The 18893-nt window shown below is 42.4% G+C and carries 19 protein-coding genes and 1 pseudogene; 3 read left to right on the forward strand and 17 right to left on the reverse strand.

What is annotated here, in order from left to right:
* Positions 1-132 precede the first annotated feature (132 nt).
* Both AB5123_RS08820 and AB5123_RS08825 read left to right on the forward strand, forming a co-directional pair.
* Complete coding sequence (locus AB5123_RS08820) at positions 133-840, forward strand: LytTR family DNA-binding domain-containing protein (protein WP_117865012.1); 708 nt, start codon at positions 133-135, stop codon at positions 838-840.
* 4 nt (positions 841-844) lie between these two features.
* Entirely contained in the window at positions 845-2143 is a 1299-nt protein-coding gene (locus AB5123_RS08825) for a sensor histidine kinase (RefSeq protein WP_368364713.1), read from the forward strand.
* Between the two features lie 56 nt (positions 2144-2199).
* On the opposite strand, the gene AB5123_RS08830 is transcribed toward AB5123_RS08825, so the two are convergent.
* From AB5123_RS08830 to mobP3, 4 genes are all read right to left on the reverse strand, one after another.
* Complete coding sequence (locus tag AB5123_RS08830; RefSeq protein WP_181982894.1) at positions 2200-2349, reverse strand: hypothetical protein; 150 nt, start codon at positions 2347-2349, stop codon at positions 2200-2202.
* Between the two features lie 38 nt (positions 2350-2387).
* A complete protein-coding gene (locus AB5123_RS08835) occupies positions 2388-3332 on the reverse strand; it encodes an RNA ligase family protein (protein WP_117940157.1) in 945 nt (314 codons plus the stop codon).
* A 13-nt stretch (positions 3333-3345) separates the two neighbouring features.
* Positions 3346-4095 (reverse strand): Ku protein, encoded by a 750-nt coding sequence (locus AB5123_RS08840; RefSeq protein ID WP_368364714.1) that lies wholly within the window; start codon positions 4093-4095, stop codon positions 3346-3348.
* Between the two features lie 64 nt (positions 4096-4159).
* On the reverse strand, positions 4160-6931 hold the full coding sequence (gene mobP3 / locus AB5123_RS08845; protein WP_302836466.1) for a MobP3 family relaxase: 2772 nt from the start codon (positions 6929-6931) through the stop codon (positions 4160-4162).
* A gap of 112 nt (positions 6932-7043) precedes the next feature.
* Between mobP3 and AB5123_RS08850 the strand changes: the two genes are divergently transcribed.
* On the forward strand, positions 7044-7451 hold the full coding sequence (locus tag AB5123_RS08850; protein WP_117865002.1) for a hypothetical protein: 408 nt from the start codon (positions 7044-7046) through the stop codon (positions 7449-7451).
* Between the two features lie 47 nt (positions 7452-7498).
* On the opposite strand, the gene AB5123_RS08855 is transcribed toward AB5123_RS08850, so the two are convergent.
* The 13 genes and pseudogenes from AB5123_RS08855 to AB5123_RS08915 form a co-directional block, all read right to left on the reverse strand.
* A complete protein-coding gene (locus AB5123_RS08855) occupies positions 7499-7969 on the reverse strand; it encodes a hypothetical protein (RefSeq protein WP_242994602.1) in 471 nt (156 codons plus the stop codon).
* Between the two features lie 290 nt (positions 7970-8259).
* Positions 8260-8496: a DUF6103 family protein gene (locus AB5123_RS08860; RefSeq protein ID WP_368364715.1), complete on the reverse strand. Its 237-nt coding sequence runs from the start codon at positions 8494-8496 to the stop codon at positions 8260-8262.
* Entirely contained in the window at positions 8493-9713 is a 1221-nt protein-coding gene (locus tag AB5123_RS08865) for an antirestriction protein ArdA (protein ID WP_117864997.1), read from the reverse strand. The genes AB5123_RS08860 and AB5123_RS08865 overlap by 4 nt, the downstream gene beginning before the upstream one ends.
* Before the next feature lie 6 nt (positions 9714-9719).
* On the reverse strand, positions 9720-10727 hold the full coding sequence (locus AB5123_RS08870) for a hypothetical protein (RefSeq protein WP_117864995.1): 1008 nt from the start codon (positions 10725-10727) through the stop codon (positions 9720-9722).
* Positions 10727-10924 carry a hypothetical protein gene (locus AB5123_RS08875; protein WP_117864993.1) on the reverse strand — a complete coding sequence of 66 codons (198 nt, stop codon included), beginning with the start codon at positions 10922-10924 and terminating at the stop codon, positions 10727-10729. Before AB5123_RS08875 ends, AB5123_RS08870 begins: the two co-directional genes overlap by 1 nt.
* A gap of 57 nt (positions 10925-10981) precedes the next feature.
* Positions 10982-12814, reverse strand: coding sequence for a VirB4 family type IV secretion system protein (locus tag AB5123_RS08880; protein WP_288970277.1), 1833 nt, complete (start codon positions 12812-12814; stop codon positions 10982-10984).
* Positions 12804-13385, reverse strand: coding sequence for a hypothetical protein (locus AB5123_RS08885; RefSeq protein WP_118158094.1), 582 nt, complete (start codon positions 13383-13385; stop codon positions 12804-12806). The genes AB5123_RS08880 and AB5123_RS08885 overlap by 11 nt, the downstream gene beginning before the upstream one ends.
* A 6-nt stretch (positions 13386-13391) precedes the next feature.
* Entirely contained in the window at positions 13392-13661 is a 270-nt protein-coding gene (locus AB5123_RS08890) for a hypothetical protein (protein ID WP_118158092.1), read from the reverse strand.
* The gene (locus tag AB5123_RS08895) at positions 13658-14587 is read right to left on the reverse strand and encodes a conjugal transfer protein TrbL family protein (RefSeq protein ID WP_287614670.1); all 930 of its coding nucleotides are present in this window, start codon (positions 14585-14587) and stop codon (positions 13658-13660) included. The genes AB5123_RS08890 and AB5123_RS08895 overlap by 4 nt, the downstream gene beginning before the upstream one ends.
* Positions 14580-14876 (reverse strand): helix-turn-helix domain-containing protein, encoded by a 297-nt coding sequence (locus AB5123_RS08900; protein WP_117865816.1) that lies wholly within the window; start codon positions 14874-14876, stop codon positions 14580-14582. The genes AB5123_RS08895 and AB5123_RS08900 overlap by 8 nt, the downstream gene beginning before the upstream one ends.
* A gap of 6 nt (positions 14877-14882) precedes the next feature.
* Positions 14883-16659: pseudogene (locus tag AB5123_RS08905) on the reverse strand (VirD4-like conjugal transfer protein, CD1115 family).
* Between the two features lie 118 nt (positions 16660-16777).
* Complete coding sequence (locus AB5123_RS08910) at positions 16778-18178, reverse strand: DUF3991 and toprim domain-containing protein (protein WP_368364716.1); 1401 nt, start codon at positions 18176-18178, stop codon at positions 16778-16780.
* 21 nt (positions 18179-18199) lie between these two features.
* Positions 18200-18892: a hypothetical protein gene (locus AB5123_RS08915; RefSeq protein ID WP_302833796.1), complete on the reverse strand. Its 693-nt coding sequence runs from the start codon at positions 18890-18892 to the stop codon at positions 18200-18202.
* Between the last annotated feature and the right edge of the window lies 1 nt (position 18893).

Genomic DNA, 18893 nt, shown 5'->3' on the forward strand with positions numbered 1-18893 from the left:
TTCGTCTACAGATATCTGAAATACGGTCGTTAATTCGGCGCGAGCGGTAGTTTAAGCGTGATTTTATTGTAAAATTTTACTTGATATTTTAATAGTTCTATGTTATAATTAAAAGCAAAGGGAGGCGAAATTATGAAGATTGCCGTATGTGATGACGAAATAATTTTATATGAAGAATTATATACGCTTTTAAACGAATATTCCACATTAAAAAAAGAGCCGATTTTAACTACATATTTTAAAACCGGATATGACCTTTTATCAAGTACTGAGAAGTTTGACATTATATTTATGGACTATCAGATGGACGATATTGACGGATTGGAAACATCCAAACGTCTGCGATTAAAAAATTCAGACGTTACTATTATTTTCCTCACCGCATTTCCTAAAATCGTTTTTCAGTCCTTTGAGGTAAATACGTTTCGTTTCCTTTTAAAGCCGATAAAAAAAGAAGATCTGTTTAAATCTATCGACGATTATCTTGATTCTGTCAGAACAGATGATTTTCTCATATTGAACACTAACGACGGTTCGTGGAAAGTCAGGTTATCTGAAATTATTTATGTCGAATCAAAAGACAAGCACACTATAATACGAACTGTTGACAATCAACTTGAATGCTGCCGATATATGCAGGAAATTGAAAAGATGCTTCCCAAAGACCGATTTACACGTTCTCACAGGTCATGTATAGTAAGCTTTCTCCACATAAGAAATCACGATAATAAAACTATCTATTTTGATAACAACGAACGTGCTTCCATAAGCAGAAGGTATCTGACCGATTTCAAAAAAGCTTTTCAGGAATACATAGTAAGATATAACACAAAGGACTGATATAATGAACACTGTAATCTCAAATGCCGTCTTTATTATCTCGGACTTGCTTCTGCTTGTTAACCTGATTCTCATAAGCAAATCTGCTGATTTGGAAGAATTTAAACCCAGTTGGATTAAATCGCTCTCCGTATCGGTTGTTCATGGAAGTTATACTCTGATTTTCAGTTCATATTTTGCAGAATCATCAAAATTCATGATGACAGTACTGCTTGCCGTATATTATCTGCGTTTTTTGGTTTTTCCGTTTATCTTCACTAAAAAAATAAGGTTTATTTCATTCTATATGCCTTTGCTGCTGATATCCTTGGATTCACTCATGCAAAGCTGTGCCTTATGGATATTTAAGCTTACAGCCTCGAATTTAAACGAATTGACAATAAACAAGGTCACTTCAATGATATTTCAGCTGTTTGTTCTTGGCTTGATTTGCTTTTTATATAAAAAAGAGCAGTTTAAAAATTTAAGATTTGCATTTAAGTCAACGTCTAAAGCGGTGGGAATATTGATGCTTTTATGTGTCTTTATTATGGAAGGAGTCGTTACGCTTATTTCCTTTGAAACAGACAATATTTCTGTTCAAAAGGGATTTTCAGAATTCTTCCTACTCATTTTAATGATAGTAATGTTTGCAATCATGTTTCTGCTGTTTATAAACAGTATGTCAAAAAAGTATTTTCAAGACACATCTGATCTGCTTTTAAAACAGATAGATACTCAGCTCCGACATTATAAAGCCTTAGACGATATGAAGAAAGAATTTCATTCTTTCAGACACGATTACATTAATCATATGCAATGTGTATCAGCTTTGATCTCATCAAATAAGAACGAGGAAGCTGTTCAGTACATAAATAAATTATCTAATTCCAAAACCATGACAGAAAAACCGTATGAAAGCGGAAATAATATTTTAGACTCAATCCTTACAGAAAAAGCTGAGTTTGCAAAGGAATGCGATACAGAAATATGCTTGGACGGTTTGTTTACGCACGATTTTGATCCCATCGATCTATGCGTTATTTTTTCTAACGCTCTTGACAATGCCATAGAATCCTGCGGTAAGATCGGCGGACATAAAGTAATTGACATAAAACTGAACATACAACAGGGATATCAATTTATTTCAATCAGTAATCCCACAAATGAGGAAAATGACGATCTTAAAACAACCAAAGACGATAAAATACATCATGGGTTTGGTATTAACAATATACGAAATTCTGTTAACAAGCATAACGGAACTTTTGATATAAATAACGGCAATGTTTTGTTTTGTCTTAATATTACTCTTAAATTATGAGATATTTATATATAAAAACAAGGAGTGTTTCACACAATATACTCCTTGTTCTTTTACTACTTATCGTTACCGCATTTATGACGGTTGCCGGATTGCTTTTTATTGTTTCTGCTCTCGCCGTCCAAAGCGCTTTCAGCCATTGTATGACCGCCTTTGGCTTTCATCTTTCTGACTTCTTTGGGATCAAGCTGTGAATCCTTTGACATTTTATCAACTCCAATCTGTAATTAGTATATGCGTCTTTTCAAGTAATATTATCAATACATTCCTCCGGTGACTTATCTTCTCTCAGCCCCTTAAAAACAGGCTGCCGCATACCGCCGCTTTCGGTTTTCATCATATATTTTACTGTACATACAAGTTCGGGAGTTACCCATACAGCATTTTCATTGCCTTTCGGAATTTCAGAAAAAGGACAATCTGTTTTATTTAAAGTCTTTATTCTTCTGAATGGTTCTCCGCCAACTCCCAGAGTAACATGACCCTTGTAAACAAGCTGACCATTACTGTACTGTCCGAGGATAATGCTGTTCATACTGTTTTCTTTCGGAACATAGCCCAAAACTACGAAATCATCGTCCTGCAAATACTTAATTTTGATCCAGTCCTTAGTCCGCTTATCAAAGTAATACTTGCTGTCCTTACGTTTCGCAACGATACCCTCCAATTCCTGCTGTTCGGCAAGGGCATAGAATTGGATACCGTTTTTCTCAATAAACCTCGATACTGCAAATCTGCCGTTTTCCGATATTACCGCTTTCTGTAGAAGTTCTTTTCTTTCAGTCAGCGGCAAGTCCGTTACCTGTCTGTTCTCATAATACAGAATATCAAACGCAGTAAAACATGCAGGATATTTCTTCGCCGCCATATCTATCTTTACGGGATTGCTCATCATACTGCGTTTCTGTATTTCAAAAAAATCCGGTCTGCCGTCCTTAATGACCGCAAGCTCTCCGTCCAGAATACAGCGGACATTCACATTCTTATGAATTTCTGCAAGCTCCGGTACTTTCGGCAGCATTAAGATATTTCGTTTGTTCTTCAGAATCGTTTTGTCTCTGTCAAGGTATGCGATACAGCGTTCGCCGTCAAGCTTTAATTCGTAGATATACTCATCGCTGTCAAAGGGTTGTCCCTCTGTGCCGATCAGCATCGGTCTGATATTTTTTGTTTCCCAGATATCAGTCATTCTTTACGCCTGCCTAGGCAAGACTTTGCTTGAGAGCCTCCATAATGTCAATGACATTGACCTGAACATCGGGAGTGGAGGCAACAATATCCTTGCCTGCGATCTTCTGTTCAATGATTTCACGCAGCTTGAACTGATATTCGTCCTTGTATAAACTCGGCTCAAAATCCTTGACCATTGTGTTGATCAGCGTTTTCGCCATAGTCAGTTCCGCTTCGTTTAATTCGGGATGTGCAGGCTCTTTCGGAACTTGCTTTACCTCGTCGGCGAAAAACATGGTTTCAATCAGTATACCGTCGTCTGTAGGAATAAGCGTAAGCAATTTTTCCTTTGTACCCATAACGGTTTTGGCGACAGCGACCTTATTCTCATCTTTCATTGCTTTACGAAGTAATTCAAACGCCTTATCTCCTCCGGCTTCGGGAACTGCGTAGTACGTCTTATCATAATAAATAGGGCGAATAGAATTCAAATCAGTAAAATGCAGGATATGAATAGTCTTATCCTTTTCGGACTTCGCCTTTTCAAAATCCTCATCTGTCATAATCACGAACTTATCCTTGTCGTACTCAAAGCCTTTTACGATATCCTTTGATGAGATCTCCTTTCCGCAGGATGCGCAAACCTTTTTGTACTTTACTCTGCTGCCGTCCTCTCTGCAAAGCTGATTGAAGTGTATATCGTTATCCTGCGTTGCCGTATACAAACCGACAGGAATATAGACTAAACCGAATGAAATTGCGCCTCTGTGTGATACTGCCATTGTAAACGCCTCCTTTTTCGTTAGTATATCCGTTCCATAACAAGAAATACTAAAGGACTATCAGTTAATATGATTGCTCATAACTCTGCAACTGATCATCCTTAATTCCGAGCGACTGTTTCTTCCGATGTATCATTCTCCGCAGCCTGCTGTCCACCGTCCGTCTGACCGACTTATACTTCTGCGTATAGTCATCTTCGATGCACCTACTGAGATTTGCAAACAAACCAAAGATCGTATTGGCAAGCACAGCATTTTCAAACTGTGCCATATTGTTCAGCATATTCTGAGCATACTCATTACCGTTATTTGCGGACTTTGTAAGCCATTCCACTGCTTTTGTCTTATCTTTTTCAAGTCCCTCCGCTCCGAAAAGATAAAGCCTACCGAGCTGATAGCTTGACCACACATTTTTATCTGCGGATTTTTCAAAGCAGTCTACGGCTTTGAGAATATCATACTTTTCTTTTTGCAAATAAAGTTTACCGAAAGCATACTGTGTGAATTCGTTATCTTCGGCTGACAGCAAATATTTCTCTGATTTATCCAAGTCCTGCAACACGATATCGCCCTTGAAATATATCTTGCCAAGCTTGTAACAGGCATAAGCGTCTCTGCTGTCGGCACACTCTGTAAGCATAGCAAGTCCTTTGTCAATGTCCTGATCTAAATGCTCACCCGAAATAAGTTCAAGGGCAAGAAAACGTTTTGCATTGATATTCTCAAGCTTTATTGCTTTTTCAAGTAGCTTTACAGCCTTTTCAATATCCTGTGGAATATTTTCTCCGAGCAGAAGCACCTTTCCGTACTCGTACAACCCATTCTTGTTATTCATTTCTTCAGATCGTTTGAAGTAATCTATAGCCTTATCCATATTGATGTCTGTTCCGAGTCCCTTTTTAAACATAGAACCAAGTTTGTAATATAGGTTATCGTCAGCCTGATCCTTACTTTCAAGTTTAAGAAAACCCGATAATGCGGCTTTATAGTATCTCTGCACTGTATCTTCATTTTCGGTAACATATTCGCCTTTACTATACATCTGAGCAACAGCGTATGATGCATAAGGCTGTCCCTGTGCAGATGATTTTTGATACCACAGAAACGCCTGCGATAAATCTCTTTCCACGCCGTTTCCGTAATAATATAGGTTGGCAAGACTGAACTGCGCAAACTTGTTTTTCTGCTTTGCCGATCTTTCAAACCATTCAAAAGCCTTTTGGTAGTTTTGTTCCGCACCTGATCCGTAGCAATACATTTTGCCTATTCGATATTGAACATATGGCTTCAGCTTCTTTGAGCTTGGCTCGACTTCAAGAAAGCCTTTTAACGCTTCCGAATAATATCTTAGCGACTTTTCCTCATCTTTTGTACTAAGTTTGTCAGTTGAATGTAACTTCCCTAAATCGTGAATAGCAAGAACATTGCCTGACTTCGATTCAGTAAGCAAAAGCTGTTCCGCTTTTTGAAAATCTTCAAGCTTTGAGTTCTTATCATAAATCAGCTTGCAGGCTTCTTGGTAGTTATTACTCCACTTTAAATAATAGTTGCTGTCCGAAACATAATCAGCAGTATAGGTTGTGACTGTATTATCATTTTCAAATTGTTCCGTTTCATCAACAAGCTGAGAAATCACAACATCTGAATCATCAATATCGGACACTGTCAGTTCAGTGTCTTGAACTACTGCGTCGACTACATGGTTATTCATATCAAGCACAGTCCTGATTATTATATTTCGCACAGGTTGAAAAACCTTATTGTCGGTAAGTGAAGGCAGTTCTTTTTCCTTTTGCGTATAGGTCTTGTATTTCAAATGCTCCAAGCTGCACCATTTTTCATAGAGCTGATGGACATTCTCATCTTTTGCAAGCTCCGAAAATATATTGTTGACCGTTTCCTTGACATCGGGAGGAAGATATCCATACACTTTTTTGCCTTTTACATTCTGTAACTGAGAATGTAGTTTAAGGATAAAATTTTCAAGCTGCGGATTGTCAAAACCGCCTTGCTGAATTTTTCTGACGATACTTTCAAACTCTGTTTTGGATACAGCTTTCAATTCGTCACGGCTTAAAGTCTGCTTCTGATATATTGACTGCAAATCGTCATGGAATATGTCATTTGCAAAGGCTGAACGTATCTGATCTATGCCCTTAGCGGTTAAAAATCCCTGCTTTGGATTCGTCGAATACACAAGCAGATGAATATGGGGATGATGAGCTGTATCATGAAAAGAGGCATACCATTTCAGATTGCAGAGTGGAATACGCTGCGATTTTGCAATGTCGGAAATATGCCTTTTCACAAGATCTCGCCATACCTCAGAGTTGTCATAACCAAGACGAACAGCGTCTTCTCTCCTAAGAGAAACAACGTGCGACCAGACATTGCCCTTGTGATTTGCAATTTCGTTTGCAACTCTGTCAAGAATGATCGGTTCGTCTTTTTCATTAAACAAACCGTGAGAGCCTCTTTTCTGAACTCCCGGTCGCATAGCCATGTAACCGACAAAGTTCTGTCGGTTTCCGATGATGTCTGCGTTACGCTCAATGATCGTACTGATAAGCTCAGATGCGTTTTCTACGGTAGGAGCAGCGATATAGTCCTCATACTCCAAATATTTTTTAGCTTCGGGAAAATCTGAAAGCAGATCACGAAGCAATTCTTGTTGGTTTTTGGTAGCGTTATCATTTCTGTCAATAGTATTTTGATCACGAACTTCAACTGTTTCACGGGTTGCGATATATTTTGTATAATTTCTTCGCTTGTTCTTACTTTTCTGTGTACCGCTTTTCAGGTAGCGGCTTGTGACGATTATTTGGGATTGAGGCATGCGATCACTTCCTTTCTGGGGATTGTTTTTTATTCGGTGATGTGGTATAATTTAAGTAATGTTGGTAAAAACGCACTGTGTTATAATATATCAAGAATCCAAGGAGGATGTTATGGGCTTGTTATCAAGAATAAAAAGCTTTCTGAGAGGACCTATCTACAGGATAAATAGAGAAGTCCTGGCAGATTATATGAATAATGAGATTCAGTTTTCGGTGGAGCATAATTTATCTGCCTGTGGAGAATTCTATTTATCACCATCAGAAGAGGGACCCGAGGAGCATATTATCACAACTAACAACGATGCTCCATGTAAATGTCCGATGGACTCAGAGAAAGACTTTACAGGCATTACGATTTACGCCAACAGAAGTTCTTATTACGATCCCGAAAAGGATGAGATTTATCACACTGTCGATGAATTTATACGATTCAAATTGGATGGATTTCCTGAATGGTTTATTTTCAGGGGTGAAACGTCAGAGTTGGATAAATACATGATAAAAAAACAGTTGGATTGAAATGATAAAACTATGTACCAGCCGTATCGCACCGATACGGCTTTCTCTTACTCTGACCTCTGATACCTCACAGCCTTTTCAAAATTAATGATACCATTGATCCGCTTAACTTCATCCGTACACATAGCACGAAGCTTGATCATCGTATCATCGTCAATGTCATGCACAGCCGCAAGCATATGTGATATTGCTCCAAGCTCAACAGCAACCTTAAACAAAGCACGGGACAACCTCTGTTCCGTGCCTTTCACTATTCCCTCTGTAAGCGTTGCTATCTGCGGAGCAAGATAATCCACAAGCTCCGGTTTGTTCTGCAAAAGATAACCGCAGTAAAATCTGATTGCCTTTTCCATAAACTCCGTGCGTGACGAGCAGTTATCCGACTTGTATAAAATATCAACCGTTTTCATTGTTTCAGGAAAAACATACAATGGAAACTTGATTTTTTCTGCTGTGACACCATCGTTTTCTTCTGCAATATCGGCATTTTTCTTTGCCTTTTGCACTTTTGACTCCATGATTTTCGCAAACCTCCTTTTTTGACTCCATTTTATCAAGGCTTGTAAAACCTCGCAAAATCGGCGAGCTTTGCTCGTCCGATGTAAATGTTTTGGCGGCTTTGACGCCAAAATTTTAACCTGCAATATATTAAATGCCCCTCAAACCCACCCGAAATCATCTGATCCCTGCCATTCTCAAGCTTTGCAACAAAACGCCCCAAATTCGCCCCAGCTGCCTTTAGGGTAAAGTTATCCCACCCATGCCGTGAAAACGCCACACGAGGGCACACGGTGCGAACCGTGGCGAATTACTGCTCGGATCGTTTCCCCGATTCGGCAGGAGCAGTGATCTTCTGCTTTCTCGCAGGCTTTCTGTCCGACATCATATCAATAAAATCTCTCACATTCTGCGGAACGACCTTGCCGTAAAGCTGATCCACATACTTTTCAAGCTCCGCCGCAAGAGTTGTGTTTTTCTGCTCCAGATACATTTCTATCGCAGACAGCTTTTCCTCATTGACCGATATTGAAATTGACTTCTTCAAAGCAACATTCCTCCCATCTCAAAATCCCCCGACTCATCTTCTTCAAGTTCTTCATCAGAAAATTCTTCGCTGATATCTTCTGTAAGCTGCTGTTCCGACTTAACAGTAATAGCAGAATACAGTTCCTGACCCCTGCCTGAGATCGCTCCGTAGGAAGTGATCTCGCCCTCCTTGCGTCCCAGAACACTTTGACCAAAGTCGTGCAAGTCTATATCTTCCAGAACAGAATTATCAAAGTTTGTAGGAAGATTTTTCGCCAGATAAGCCTTGCCGAACTCGCTTTCATCGGAAATAAACATATCAAATTCGTACTCCGACAGATGTTCAATGCAGTCCATAGTATCGGAAATATCACATATTTCCTCGCTCTCTGTGACCGCTTTCAGTTTTACAAAATCGTGATTTGAAAGTTCTGACAGCCTTTGAGCAAGAACATTCAGTTCGTCAATTCTGCGCATATCGCCAAACGATTCCTCTGTGATCGAAGGAATAGCCGACTGAAAATCATAATAGACCATGTCCTGAACTCTGCCTATGCAAAGGTCTTTTGCAATGTCGTTCAGATTTTCTTTATCGCAAGGCAGGGACAGCCATTGGGCAAACTGCTCGGTGGATTCATCATTTGCCGGCGCAGGCGCGATCAGCAGACGGAAAAAGCACTTATCCGGCTCGCCGATCTCAATATTCATATCCGGTCTCTCATAGCAGGACGGTACACAGTAATAGCTGTCCGCAAACATACCGCCGTCACGCTCGCACATAATTTGTCCGATATGCTCACGGTCGAGCAGTTCCAACATCTCATCGGAACAGTCCTCCAATTCACACAGCATATCGTTCTCAATTGCCATTTCGCCGAGTTCGTGATAATCTTCGCAAGGGAAAGCAGGAACAGAATCCAGACCGTATGTCATCAAAAGCATATCGTCAAAGCTGCTTTCGGGATTGGCTTTCAGCAGACTTTTAAACGCCTCTGCCTCCGGATATTCCAGCTTTTCATACCTTTCGGCGAACAGGTTAAGCTTGTAAATATCCGCTGAAAATTCTTTACCACACAGGCTTTGCGGCAGCTCTGTGTTTCCAAATTCGGACAGTCTGAACAAAACCTCGCGGCTCTGAAACTTTCTCAGCCTGTCAAGCGTATCACGTATTTCAAATACACTCATTGGGAAGTCCTTTGCTAAAGTGTAATTGCCGTCTTTTAAATATATTTTCATTTAACATCACTCCGTTTCTTCATTTGATTCTTCTGTATTTTCTTCCGTCACATTATTGATTTCATTAATGGCGTTTAGAACCTCCTGCGGATAATCCACTCCCTCATAGGTGCACCAGCTTGTCCAGCTGCCATTTGAAACAGGCTCTTTAGTGACATATCCAAGAGTTTCTGAACTGTAGACGACTTCGCCGTTGCCGACATATATCCCGTGCTGACTTCCGTCAAACAGTCCTATTCCTGCGACGTCCGGCATAGTATCAAGACCGCCTTGCTCCGTGTAAACTAGCGTATCGTAATCGAAACCGAACATTTTGTCCGTAGGGTTGTAATTCAGATACCCAAGCATAAGTCCTGCGTTATCTGCGTATCTGATGCGGTCAGTGTCGTTTCTTTCGCCGATAAAACCATTCATATATCCCCAGCCTGAGACATACGCATTCTCCGCCCAAGCCGCGAGATCGGAACAATTTTTAGTAGTGCCGTCCGTAAACATATACTCGTTAATGGTACTGTTCATCACCCAAGTGTAGCTCCGCATATATTCGTCGTAGTCTATTTCCAAACCATAGGTTGAATTTATCGCCGCAATTAAATCACTGTCGTTAGGAGCAGCGGCGAACAGATTTGCATATGATTCGGCATTGAAATTCTGAACCCCGTCGAAGTATGACATATATATCAGCTGCGCCTTTATGGTCTGAGAGCGAACTCCTGCGCCTGTCATAGCGTCCTCGATTGCCTGACCGCTGTTTTGGATTTCGGTTATTTTTGCCTGCTGCTCGCTGTCAAGTCCTGCTATTATTGCGGACTCATTAAACAGACTTTTGTCTATTTCCGGCGGCTCAACTTCCATACTTCCCATGCTTGAAAGTACAGCTACGGGCAAACACATCAAGCCGATAAACCCAACGACGATACTCCCGATCAGCACAAACAGCTTGCCTCGTTTCTTTTCGTCACCAAGAATGTAAATGGCTATCTTTTTAAGAGCCGCCGCTACTGTTGCCGACATTATGACACCTCACGGACTTCAAATTCCGTAAACACACTCTGAGTTCTCATCTCCATACTATGCATATATTCGAGAGCTCCAAGCTCTGTGGAAAACAAAACGGGTTCGCCATTTTTCTGACGAACCCAATCCTCAAATATATTTCTGCTGTTTTCGGCATAGCGAGTTTTCCATATGCCGTATTTTTTCTTCTGCATTTTTATCATACCTCCCATTGTAGTCAAACTAAAATTTCACGCTTATTGCGAACAGTTTTATCTTCCACCAGCCGAACCGAACAGCTCCGCCTTGTAAGCCGGAGCAATGACCTGTAGTAAATATCTCTCATTACCGCACCGATACAGACAAGTACCACGTTCTGGGTATTTGATAAGGCTGTATTCCGATTCTTCAAGCTGCAACGTATCAATAAACGCAGTCGGCGAAATATTACCGGGATTGAACAGAAAATGATGTGACGGAATGGAAAACAAAGGCTTTGTAAACTCCTTGATCTCAGGCAGCAGAAAGTCCTCGATATTTTGCGAAGCTAATATGAAAGAGGATTCTTTTTTACGCACACGCTTCATACCGTTGCGAATATATTCGATTGCCGTCATGTTGGTCAAAAAGAGGTAGAGCTCGTCAACTGCCGCAACAGTATTTCCTCGCCCTAAAAGCTGATTGCTCATATAACTGAGAATGTTGAACAGCAGAGTATCTTTCAACCTCTTGTTGGTGTCCATAAGACCTTTCACTCCGAAACAGATAAACTCGCCGTCCTTGATATTTGTGTGTCCGTTGAAATATTTTGACTCGGCACCCTTACACATACTGTGTAATCCTAAACAGATATTCTGCAGCATTTCTTCCGTGTATAGGTGCTTTTTATCGTGATCGAATGCCATAAATTCCTTTTCTATGAGTTCGTAGAGGTCACTCATAATCGGATAATCCTCGCTGTTCAGCGTACTGAAATCCGTGAAATCATCAATACCGAATCTTGCGTAGAGCTTCATCAGCATAATTTCTATCGTATCGACTTCGGCGTCTGTGAAATCCTTGTACGCTCTGAAAAAGTCCTTTAAATACGATATATGCTGAGATAAACGTGTAACTTTTCTGAACGCTTCGGGTGAATCGGATTCCAATCTATCGCCGTCGCCCCATGCTTTCGGTTCAAGCGGATTGATCATATTCTCACCCGACATCATATCGATATATGTTCCACCCAGGTTTGAACATAAGTCCTCATACTCATGTTCGGGGTCTAAGACTAACACGCTTTTCCCCGCCTCACGCTGATTGCACAGCAAAAGTTTCATCAAGTACGACTTACCCTGACCGCTGTTTCCGAGTATAAGGATGTTGGAATTAGTCTTGTCCTCGGTACGTCTGTCGAAATCCACAAGAACATTGCTGCCGTACTTATCTCTGCCGATATAGAAGCCGTTCTCGTCGGTTTTTCCGCTGTAATTCAAAGGGTACAGATTCGCAACAGAGCTTGCAGGAAGAACACGTTCAAACTGACTTGCGAACACATTGTTGCCCGTAGGAAGAACAGCGAGAAATCCCTCTTTCTGACGGAGCAAAAGCCTGTCCACAGATATTTTGGCACGTGTAAGCTCCATAGTTATATCCGCCTGCAATTCTTTCAGTTTGTCGGCGCTTGCGGCTTTCAGTTCAATAAACACCGCTGTGTGCAGAAGAGGCTCTTTGTTTCGGCGAAGTTCTGAAAGCAGTTCAACTACATCGTCGATGTTGTTCTGTGCCTTGATGCTTTCGTTTACATCATTGGTGGTGGTCATCATGTGATTCTTACGCATTGCCTGCTGAACAGTTTTGCGCTGTTCCATACTCGTCACAAGGCGGTTGTAGATTCTGAGCGTTACGCCGTTTCTGTCCGCAAGGTGGGCGAGGATAGCCGTTTCTTCCGTACTTGACGGATACTCCGTTACCGCCCAGCAGGACTTGTAAAAGTTGCCGCAGATGTAGTGGTCGGTGTAAAACCGAATCACTCCCGGCACTGTGCGGTCAAAAAAGTCCTTTGTGTCGATTATCTCAAGCTGCTCTGCGGACTGTTCTTTTTTCTTCTGCTTATTCTTCATTTGTTTTCGCCTCCAAATCAAATTCAGTTTCTCCCTCAATATCGGGGATTTCCTCTCCTGAAATGCTTGTTCCGAAATACAGCGCAAGCATACGCTTGATGTCAGATTTGCTCATTCGCCGAGCCGCAAATCCGTGTTCGGAAATCGCTTTATCCACTCGGTTGATGATGTTAAAAATCTGCTCGTCTTTTTCACGTCTGAACCGTACCGCAAACATAAACTGTCTTGCCGAGGACATCTCCACCTGAATCTCGTCAAGAAAATCATAGTCCGCTTGCAGCAGTTTTCTGACCGCCTCGTTCTGCTCGGTCTGCAACCGCTTTTTGACGTAAACCTTGTTGGTATCGAAACACTCGCAGGAGTCCAGAGCAAGTATCTCAAGGTCGGGGATCGTGCTTAACAGCATCATCAGGTGGTGTATCTTCACGTCAATATTCGCCGCAGACAGCACGGAAATATTGGTCGGCTCTACGCTGAAAAATGCAATTTCAGCCTTGTCGGATTTTACTCCGAAACGAGTAAAGCGTTCAAGACCTATCAAGCCCTGAACGCCGTTGTTCTTCTTTGCCATTAAATTTTATGCTCCTTTCGTCCAATAAAAAATCTGCTGTGAGGTCACAAAAAACTTCACAGCATTGAAGATATAGTCCATAATTGCGGTTTCGTCGACCCGAAGCGAGAGAAACGCAAAACAGGCGGTCGCCGCAAAAGGCAGGACGTTCCACAGATTTACAAGCACAATCACCGACAGAATTATTCCGCCGCAGATGATGATAAAATCACGCACGCTCCAGAACCACAGCTTTACGTTCGCTCTCAGGTTTTCGGGGTAGATGTAGGTTTTCATTTTGCTCCTCCTTTCAGCATTCCAATAGCCTTAGCGCCCATAGAAACAGTATTGCTCACGCTCATCATATTGACCTTAACACTCGTATCCAGTCCAAACATCTGCGCAATTCTCGGTATTTCCGCCGCCGACAGACAAATTCCCACCGCCAGCAGAGCGTGCTGAGTGTAGGTCAGCAGTCCGAGATATAAAATAGTTGTCTGCAAAAATGCAGTCAGACAAGTAGCGATCACTTGCTTGCACCATGAGTAAAAACCGTCCGTGTAACCTCTCGGAACACTGAACAGATACAGACTTCCCACAGCTATCTGACACAGCATTATGCCGCCGCGCTTGATGTTTGAAAACACTACCTTGACTGTGCAATAGCCGAAAAGTATGATAAAAAACAGGCTGAACAGCGAAACGTCCGAAGCAAGGGCAATAATTACGGAAAGTCCCGTGCCTGCCACCGACGATGATGTAGCCCCTATAAAACCGCCCAGCAGTTCATGGGAGAAAGTGCCCTGCATCGCCACACAGAATGCGTACAGCCTTTGCGGAACAACAGTCACCAGACTTGCCGCCATAAAGCCTTTCAGCACGTTCAGACAGGTGTTTTTGATGTTTGCCTGCCCCGATTCGTAGGCTATTGCCGTATCGAATACCGCCACAATAAGTCCGCAGACAAACAGCATCCAGGCAAGGCTGTGGAACAATGCTATGAACGACTGCACCCACGACAGAGCGAATATATTGCTTGTGCTTTTGTTTATGAATTCAAATAAGTCGGCAACTGCGCCGTAAATGAGGTTGAATAGCCAGGAAAACATTATGTCCCATATTTCGTCGGTAATTGCGTCCACCGCCGAGCCTACCGTGCTGTCCCAAAGGCTTGATATCCCGTCTCCGATCCAGTCTATGGCGTCGCCGATCCAATCAAACATTCATGTCACCTCGATTTCCCGTTGGAGTGATCTCTCCCTTGATCTTATACAATGAACTTCTCCGTCCGCCTTGTGTGTGGTATCTTGCTTCACGTTCCAGCAAGCCGTTTTCTTCAAGCTCGTTAAACGCCCGAAATACCGTGCATCTGGACAGGTTCAAATCCTCCGCAATTCGACCTACGGAGGGATAGCATTCGCCGTTTTTGTCAGCTCGTCCGCACAGATAGCAGTAAACGGACACAGCCTTGTGGCTTAGTCCTAAGTCGTAAATTCTTCTCGGTAGTATCAATTTGCATCAACTCCCATTCGTTTTAATACTGGTTTTCTTTTTCGGAGGCTCATCCTCGAATTCTTCGTCTTCCGTTATCTCAAATTCCGTTGGAAGAGCCGCTTTTTTCTTCTGCGGATATTTGACCTCAATGTCCTTGATCAGCTCGTCACGCTCCTTGTAGGAAACCGCCCTTGCAGTCTTGTCCGGCAGGCGGTATTCATCCTCAAATTTTATGCCCCATTTGAAGAACAGCTTTAGCTTACTTATCATTGGGTGAGTTCCCGTTTTCATAACAATAAACTGACCTTTGGGCATAGACTTTAATTCATCCACAGTCATCAACGGTCTGCCTATCATCTGCAGCGATTGGGATTTATCCCTGCCGTGCGAAACAGAACCGCTTAACACTGTCTGTTCGCCGAGGGATTTTGACAGAACCTCCGCACTCTGACTGTTTGGGGCAAAACCGCCGAAAACCGTGAGCTGGGTGTTGTCCGTAATGATCTCCATACCCTGTTTTCCGTAATTCTGTTCAAGCTGTGCAAAGGACTGAATTACCGCAATAATACTAATTTTTCGGCTTCTACCTGCGGAGAACATAGCCTCCATACCCTCAATTTTAGGGAAAGTTCCCAGTTCGTCACAATAGAACATTACACGGTTCGGAAGTGCGCCGCCATGCTCATCGGCTATAACTAAAATTTCACGGTATAACTGTTGAATTAAAAGCGATACCATAAAATATTTGCTCGTATCTTCTTCGGGGAGAACAATAAAAATAGCCGATTTTTCATTGCAGAATTTCTCGGCGTCCACGGCTGTTCCGAAACAGAGCATTTGCTCCATTTCCGTATCAAGAAAGCTGTTAAGCCTTGAAAGAGCAGTTGACATAACGGACATCATAGACTGATCCGATGAATTAAGTGCCGCACCCGCAAGCCATTTCGCTTTATGCTCTGAGGGAAGCTTGTCCATAAGTTTTGAAAAATACATCTTAGGCTTTGCTTTCGGCGCAGGCTGATACTTTGCTAAAAGATCTTGTATCAGCTTGAAAACCGATACAATATGACGTTCGTTTTTGTCGCCGAACTCCGCAAGTAAAAGAATAACCGAGGCGAGCAGACCCTCTGCCGCGTCGTAAAAAAAAGGCGTTTTGCCCATAGCTTGAGCTGTCACCGCCGCCGATATTGATTATTGTTTTAGCTGTGATTTTGGCATATTTTTCTGCCTTTGCTTTCGCTGAAAGGTTGGTTTTATCGGATAGATAAATGTCCATGTATTTGTTGACAAGATGCAGAATATTGTTCTCGTCTGAGCGTGTGGGATTACGCAGATCAAGAACGGAAACATTGTAGCCATAGTACTTTTTGGCAATAGTTCCGTAGTTTCGTGCTACGTCGCCCTTTGTATCCGTCGAGATAAACGACATTCCGCTTGCACAAGCAAGTTCAATGTTAGGGTACAAGAAGTATGCGGTCTTGCCAACGCCTGCAGCTCCGATCATAAGCGTGTGAACATCGCCGTCATCCACAAGCGCAATAGTTTTCTTTCCTGAACCTCTGCACCCGACTACCGTACCTTGTACAGTCGGAAGATTCTTGCCTTGCCGCCAGAGATCAGGCTCGAATGGCAAAGAGATAAAAGTACGATTTATCTCTGTTTTCGTCGCCCACCTCGCAGTTCCGTGCTGCCCGTCACCGATCCTCTTGGACTTGATTCCGTTAAGCGATTTGCTATCAAGCAGATTTACTATCACTAAAAAGTCTATAAAAATCACAACAAGTACGCCTATTAAAATCATCTGTTTCTCATTCAAAATTTCATCTCCGATCTGTATAAAATATTCTTACCTTTGTATTTAATAAGATAGTTAGTTTGTTTTATTCAAGGTATTGCGCTGTGAGGCGGAGGGTATCGCATTACCCGAATTCCATACAAGGTTCGGGTTCGGAAACGATATCTATATCCTCGGTCTGCTCCTGAATGGGAGCGCTTAAAGTTTCCTCAACCGATAATCTGACGGCATTATCCGCAAGCTGATACAGCAATTTTGCTGTATTTATCGACTGCTCACGGGTACGGGCTGTCTGTTTCAGATCACACAAAACCTCCTGTACACAGTCCTGCAAATCCCTTTGTTTCTGCGCCTTTTTGCCCTTGCCGGTGTAAGGCTTATACTCCGCTTTAAGTTTACATCTCAGCTTGTCAAACATCGTATTTTCGCTGTTTTCTGCAACAAAAAATGCCGAGCCTGCAAGCGCATACTCGGCGAGATAGTTGTATTGTCCGTTTTTGAACGTTGCATAGATCTGCGAGGTCAGCTTATCGGGGCGGCATTTGAGATACCCCAGTTCGCTCACTTCTTTCAGATATTCTTCTTTTCGCTTATGCGGAACAGCAGGAAGAGGTTCAACGCCGTTCTTCGCTTTCAGACATTCGTTCCAGTCCTTAAACTCAGGCGAAAGTCGTTTAACGTTTGGATATCCGTTCTCCGCAAGAATATCTTTTAATCGGTCAACAGCCTCAATTCCTCCCTCATCGTTATCTACACACAATATTATTTCATTCAGATTGGAATGGCTCTTCAACCCCGTTAAAACGGCATTTTCATACACTCCGTTCATTGCGATGTAGCTGTGTTTCTGCCAGCCTTTCGGGTACAGCGTTAGAAAACTCATCATATCGATGGGAGCCTCAAACACAAACAGCTTTTCCGACTTGCCAAAGTGAGAAAAGCTGTACCGAGTATCCGAACCCTCGCAGGTTATGCGGAATGCATTCCCAAAAGAATTAGTTGAACGCTTGTGAGCCTGACGTGGAACTCCGTTTTCATCAACGCCTACGAACACCGCATTGTGGTGTTCCTTGTCCTCGTAAAGCGTGTGCTGTTTTGCAAAATGCGAGATAATGTTTGGATCAATAAACCGCTGTTTTATGAGGTAGGCATAAACTCTATGCATATTTGCGTTTGCCTCGGGAAGTCTGAACTCTTTCTTTTCTTCCTTTGCAATAGCTTTCGGCGGACTGTGGGACAGCGGAGTGATAGTCTGACCGAGCAGTTCCTGTACCGCCGTCTGAAAGTCCATATCATAGAATTCCTGCATGAATTTTATTGCTCCGCCGCCCACCTGATTTTTATGGTCAAACCAAGTCGAGCCACGTAGCGTTATGCTGTCGTGCTTGCCAGAACTGTCGTAGTAAATGAGCTTATGCTCTCTGCCGACACGCTCCAATTTATCGCCACGCATTCTCAGGAATTCTTCAAGGTTTACGCTGTTGGCAAGGACTTTTTGTTCGTCTGTGAATGGGATATATGGCAATTTATCACCAACTCTCTATCGTTAATACTTCACGTTATTCGCAAACTTACTCATCAGCCCCGAAAAGCTCTGTCTTTCCATCATATCCGAACTGAGAACTGCACCCGAAACCACAGTTAGCTTGTTCTCCGAAAGCACAGCGTAGGTTTCCGTGTACCCGAACTGCGTCGCCATACCGTCAGACTTCTGAACAGAGCCGTACCGCTGATACTTGCCCTTAGAAACAACACTGCTTGTCATTCGGTAACTCGAAACAAAGTCATCTTCGGTGATACCGTTCATCTGAGCAGCAGTTTGACTAAAGTAATGATCCCCTAAATTTTCAAGGATATATTCCATATCGTAAGGAAGACCGCTTTTACTCAGATCAATACACATCACCTCAACAGAACCACCTCCGTTTGTGCCTTTAAGCGTTATCTTCTGCATACCATTTGAATTATCAATTTCATTATCAAAAGAACAGCCTTTCATAGCTTCCGTTACCAATTCACTTGTATCCACAAAGGATATATCGGAATCGAAAAATTCGGCAATAAAGGTGTCCGTTTTTATCTTTTCATCCTCCGAAGAGGCAGCCGAGTCATATATGGACTCGGCTGTGGTAGTCGTAGTTTCCGTAACAGCATTCTGGATCGGCGGACTAATCGTTCCGCAAGCTGTCATTGTCAGCATAAACGCTGCTAAAATTGCAGTCATTACTTTTGCTTTCATA

It is taken from the genome of Ruminococcus sp. RTP21204st1_B2_RTP21204_210225 (assembly GCF_040914135.1).
Taxonomy (GTDB): domain Bacteria; phylum Bacillota; class Clostridia; order Oscillospirales; family Ruminococcaceae; genus Hominimerdicola; species Hominimerdicola aceti.

What these genes read in the sequence shown, in the direction of transcription:
- AB5123_RS08820 (WP_117865012.1), top strand. Translation starts at nt 133, where the DNA reads ATGAAGATTGCCGTATGTGATGACGAAATAATTTTATATGAAGAATTA.
- AB5123_RS08885 (WP_118158094.1), bottom strand. Translation starts at nt 13,385, where the DNA reads ATGGCAAAGAAGAACAACGGCGTTCAGGGCTTGATAGGTCTTGAACGC.
- AB5123_RS08895 (WP_287614670.1), bottom strand. Translation starts at nt 14,587, where the DNA reads ATGTTTGATTGGATCGGCGACGCCATAGACTGGATCGGAGACGGGATA.
- AB5123_RS08915 (WP_302833796.1), bottom strand. Translation starts at nt 18,892, where the DNA reads ATGAAAGCAAAAGTAATGACTGCAATTTTAGCAGCGTTTATGCTGACA.
- AB5123_RS08840 (WP_368364714.1), bottom strand. Translation starts at nt 4,095, where the DNA reads ATGGCAGTATCACACAGAGGCGCAATTTCATTCGGTTTAGTCTATATT.
- AB5123_RS08855 (WP_242994602.1), bottom strand. Translation starts at nt 7,969, where the DNA reads ATGGAGTCAAAAGTGCAAAAGGCAAAGAAAAATGCCGATATTGCAGAA.
- AB5123_RS08825 (WP_368364713.1), top strand. Translation starts at nt 845, where the DNA reads ATGAACACTGTAATCTCAAATGCCGTCTTTATTATCTCGGACTTGCTT.
- AB5123_RS08850 (WP_117865002.1), top strand. Translation starts at nt 7,044, where the DNA reads ATGGGCTTGTTATCAAGAATAAAAAGCTTTCTGAGAGGACCTATCTAC.
- AB5123_RS08875 (WP_117864993.1), bottom strand. Translation starts at nt 10,924, where the DNA reads ATGCAGAAGAAAAAATACGGCATATGGAAAACTCGCTATGCCGAAAAC.
- AB5123_RS08880 (WP_288970277.1), bottom strand. Translation starts at nt 12,814, where the DNA reads ATGAAGAATAAGCAGAAGAAAAAAGAACAGTCCGCAGAGCAGCTTGAG.
- AB5123_RS08830 (WP_181982894.1), bottom strand. Translation starts at nt 2,349, where the DNA reads ATGTCAAAGGATTCACAGCTTGATCCCAAAGAAGTCAGAAAGATGAAA.
- AB5123_RS08870 (WP_117864995.1), bottom strand. Translation starts at nt 10,727, where the DNA reads ATGTCGGCAACAGTAGCGGCGGCTCTTAAAAAGATAGCCATTTACATT.
- AB5123_RS08890 (WP_118158092.1), bottom strand. Translation starts at nt 13,661, where the DNA reads ATGAAAACCTACATCTACCCCGAAAACCTGAGAGCGAACGTAAAGCTG.
- AB5123_RS08865 (WP_117864997.1), bottom strand. Translation starts at nt 9,713, where the DNA reads ATGAAAATATATTTAAAAGACGGCAATTACACTTTAGCAAAGGACTTC.
- AB5123_RS08835 (WP_117940157.1), bottom strand. Translation starts at nt 3,332, where the DNA reads ATGACTGATATCTGGGAAACAAAAAATATCAGACCGATGCTGATCGGC.
- mobP3 (WP_302836466.1), bottom strand. Translation starts at nt 6,931, where the DNA reads ATGCCTCAATCCCAAATAATCGTCACAAGCCGCTACCTGAAAAGCGGT.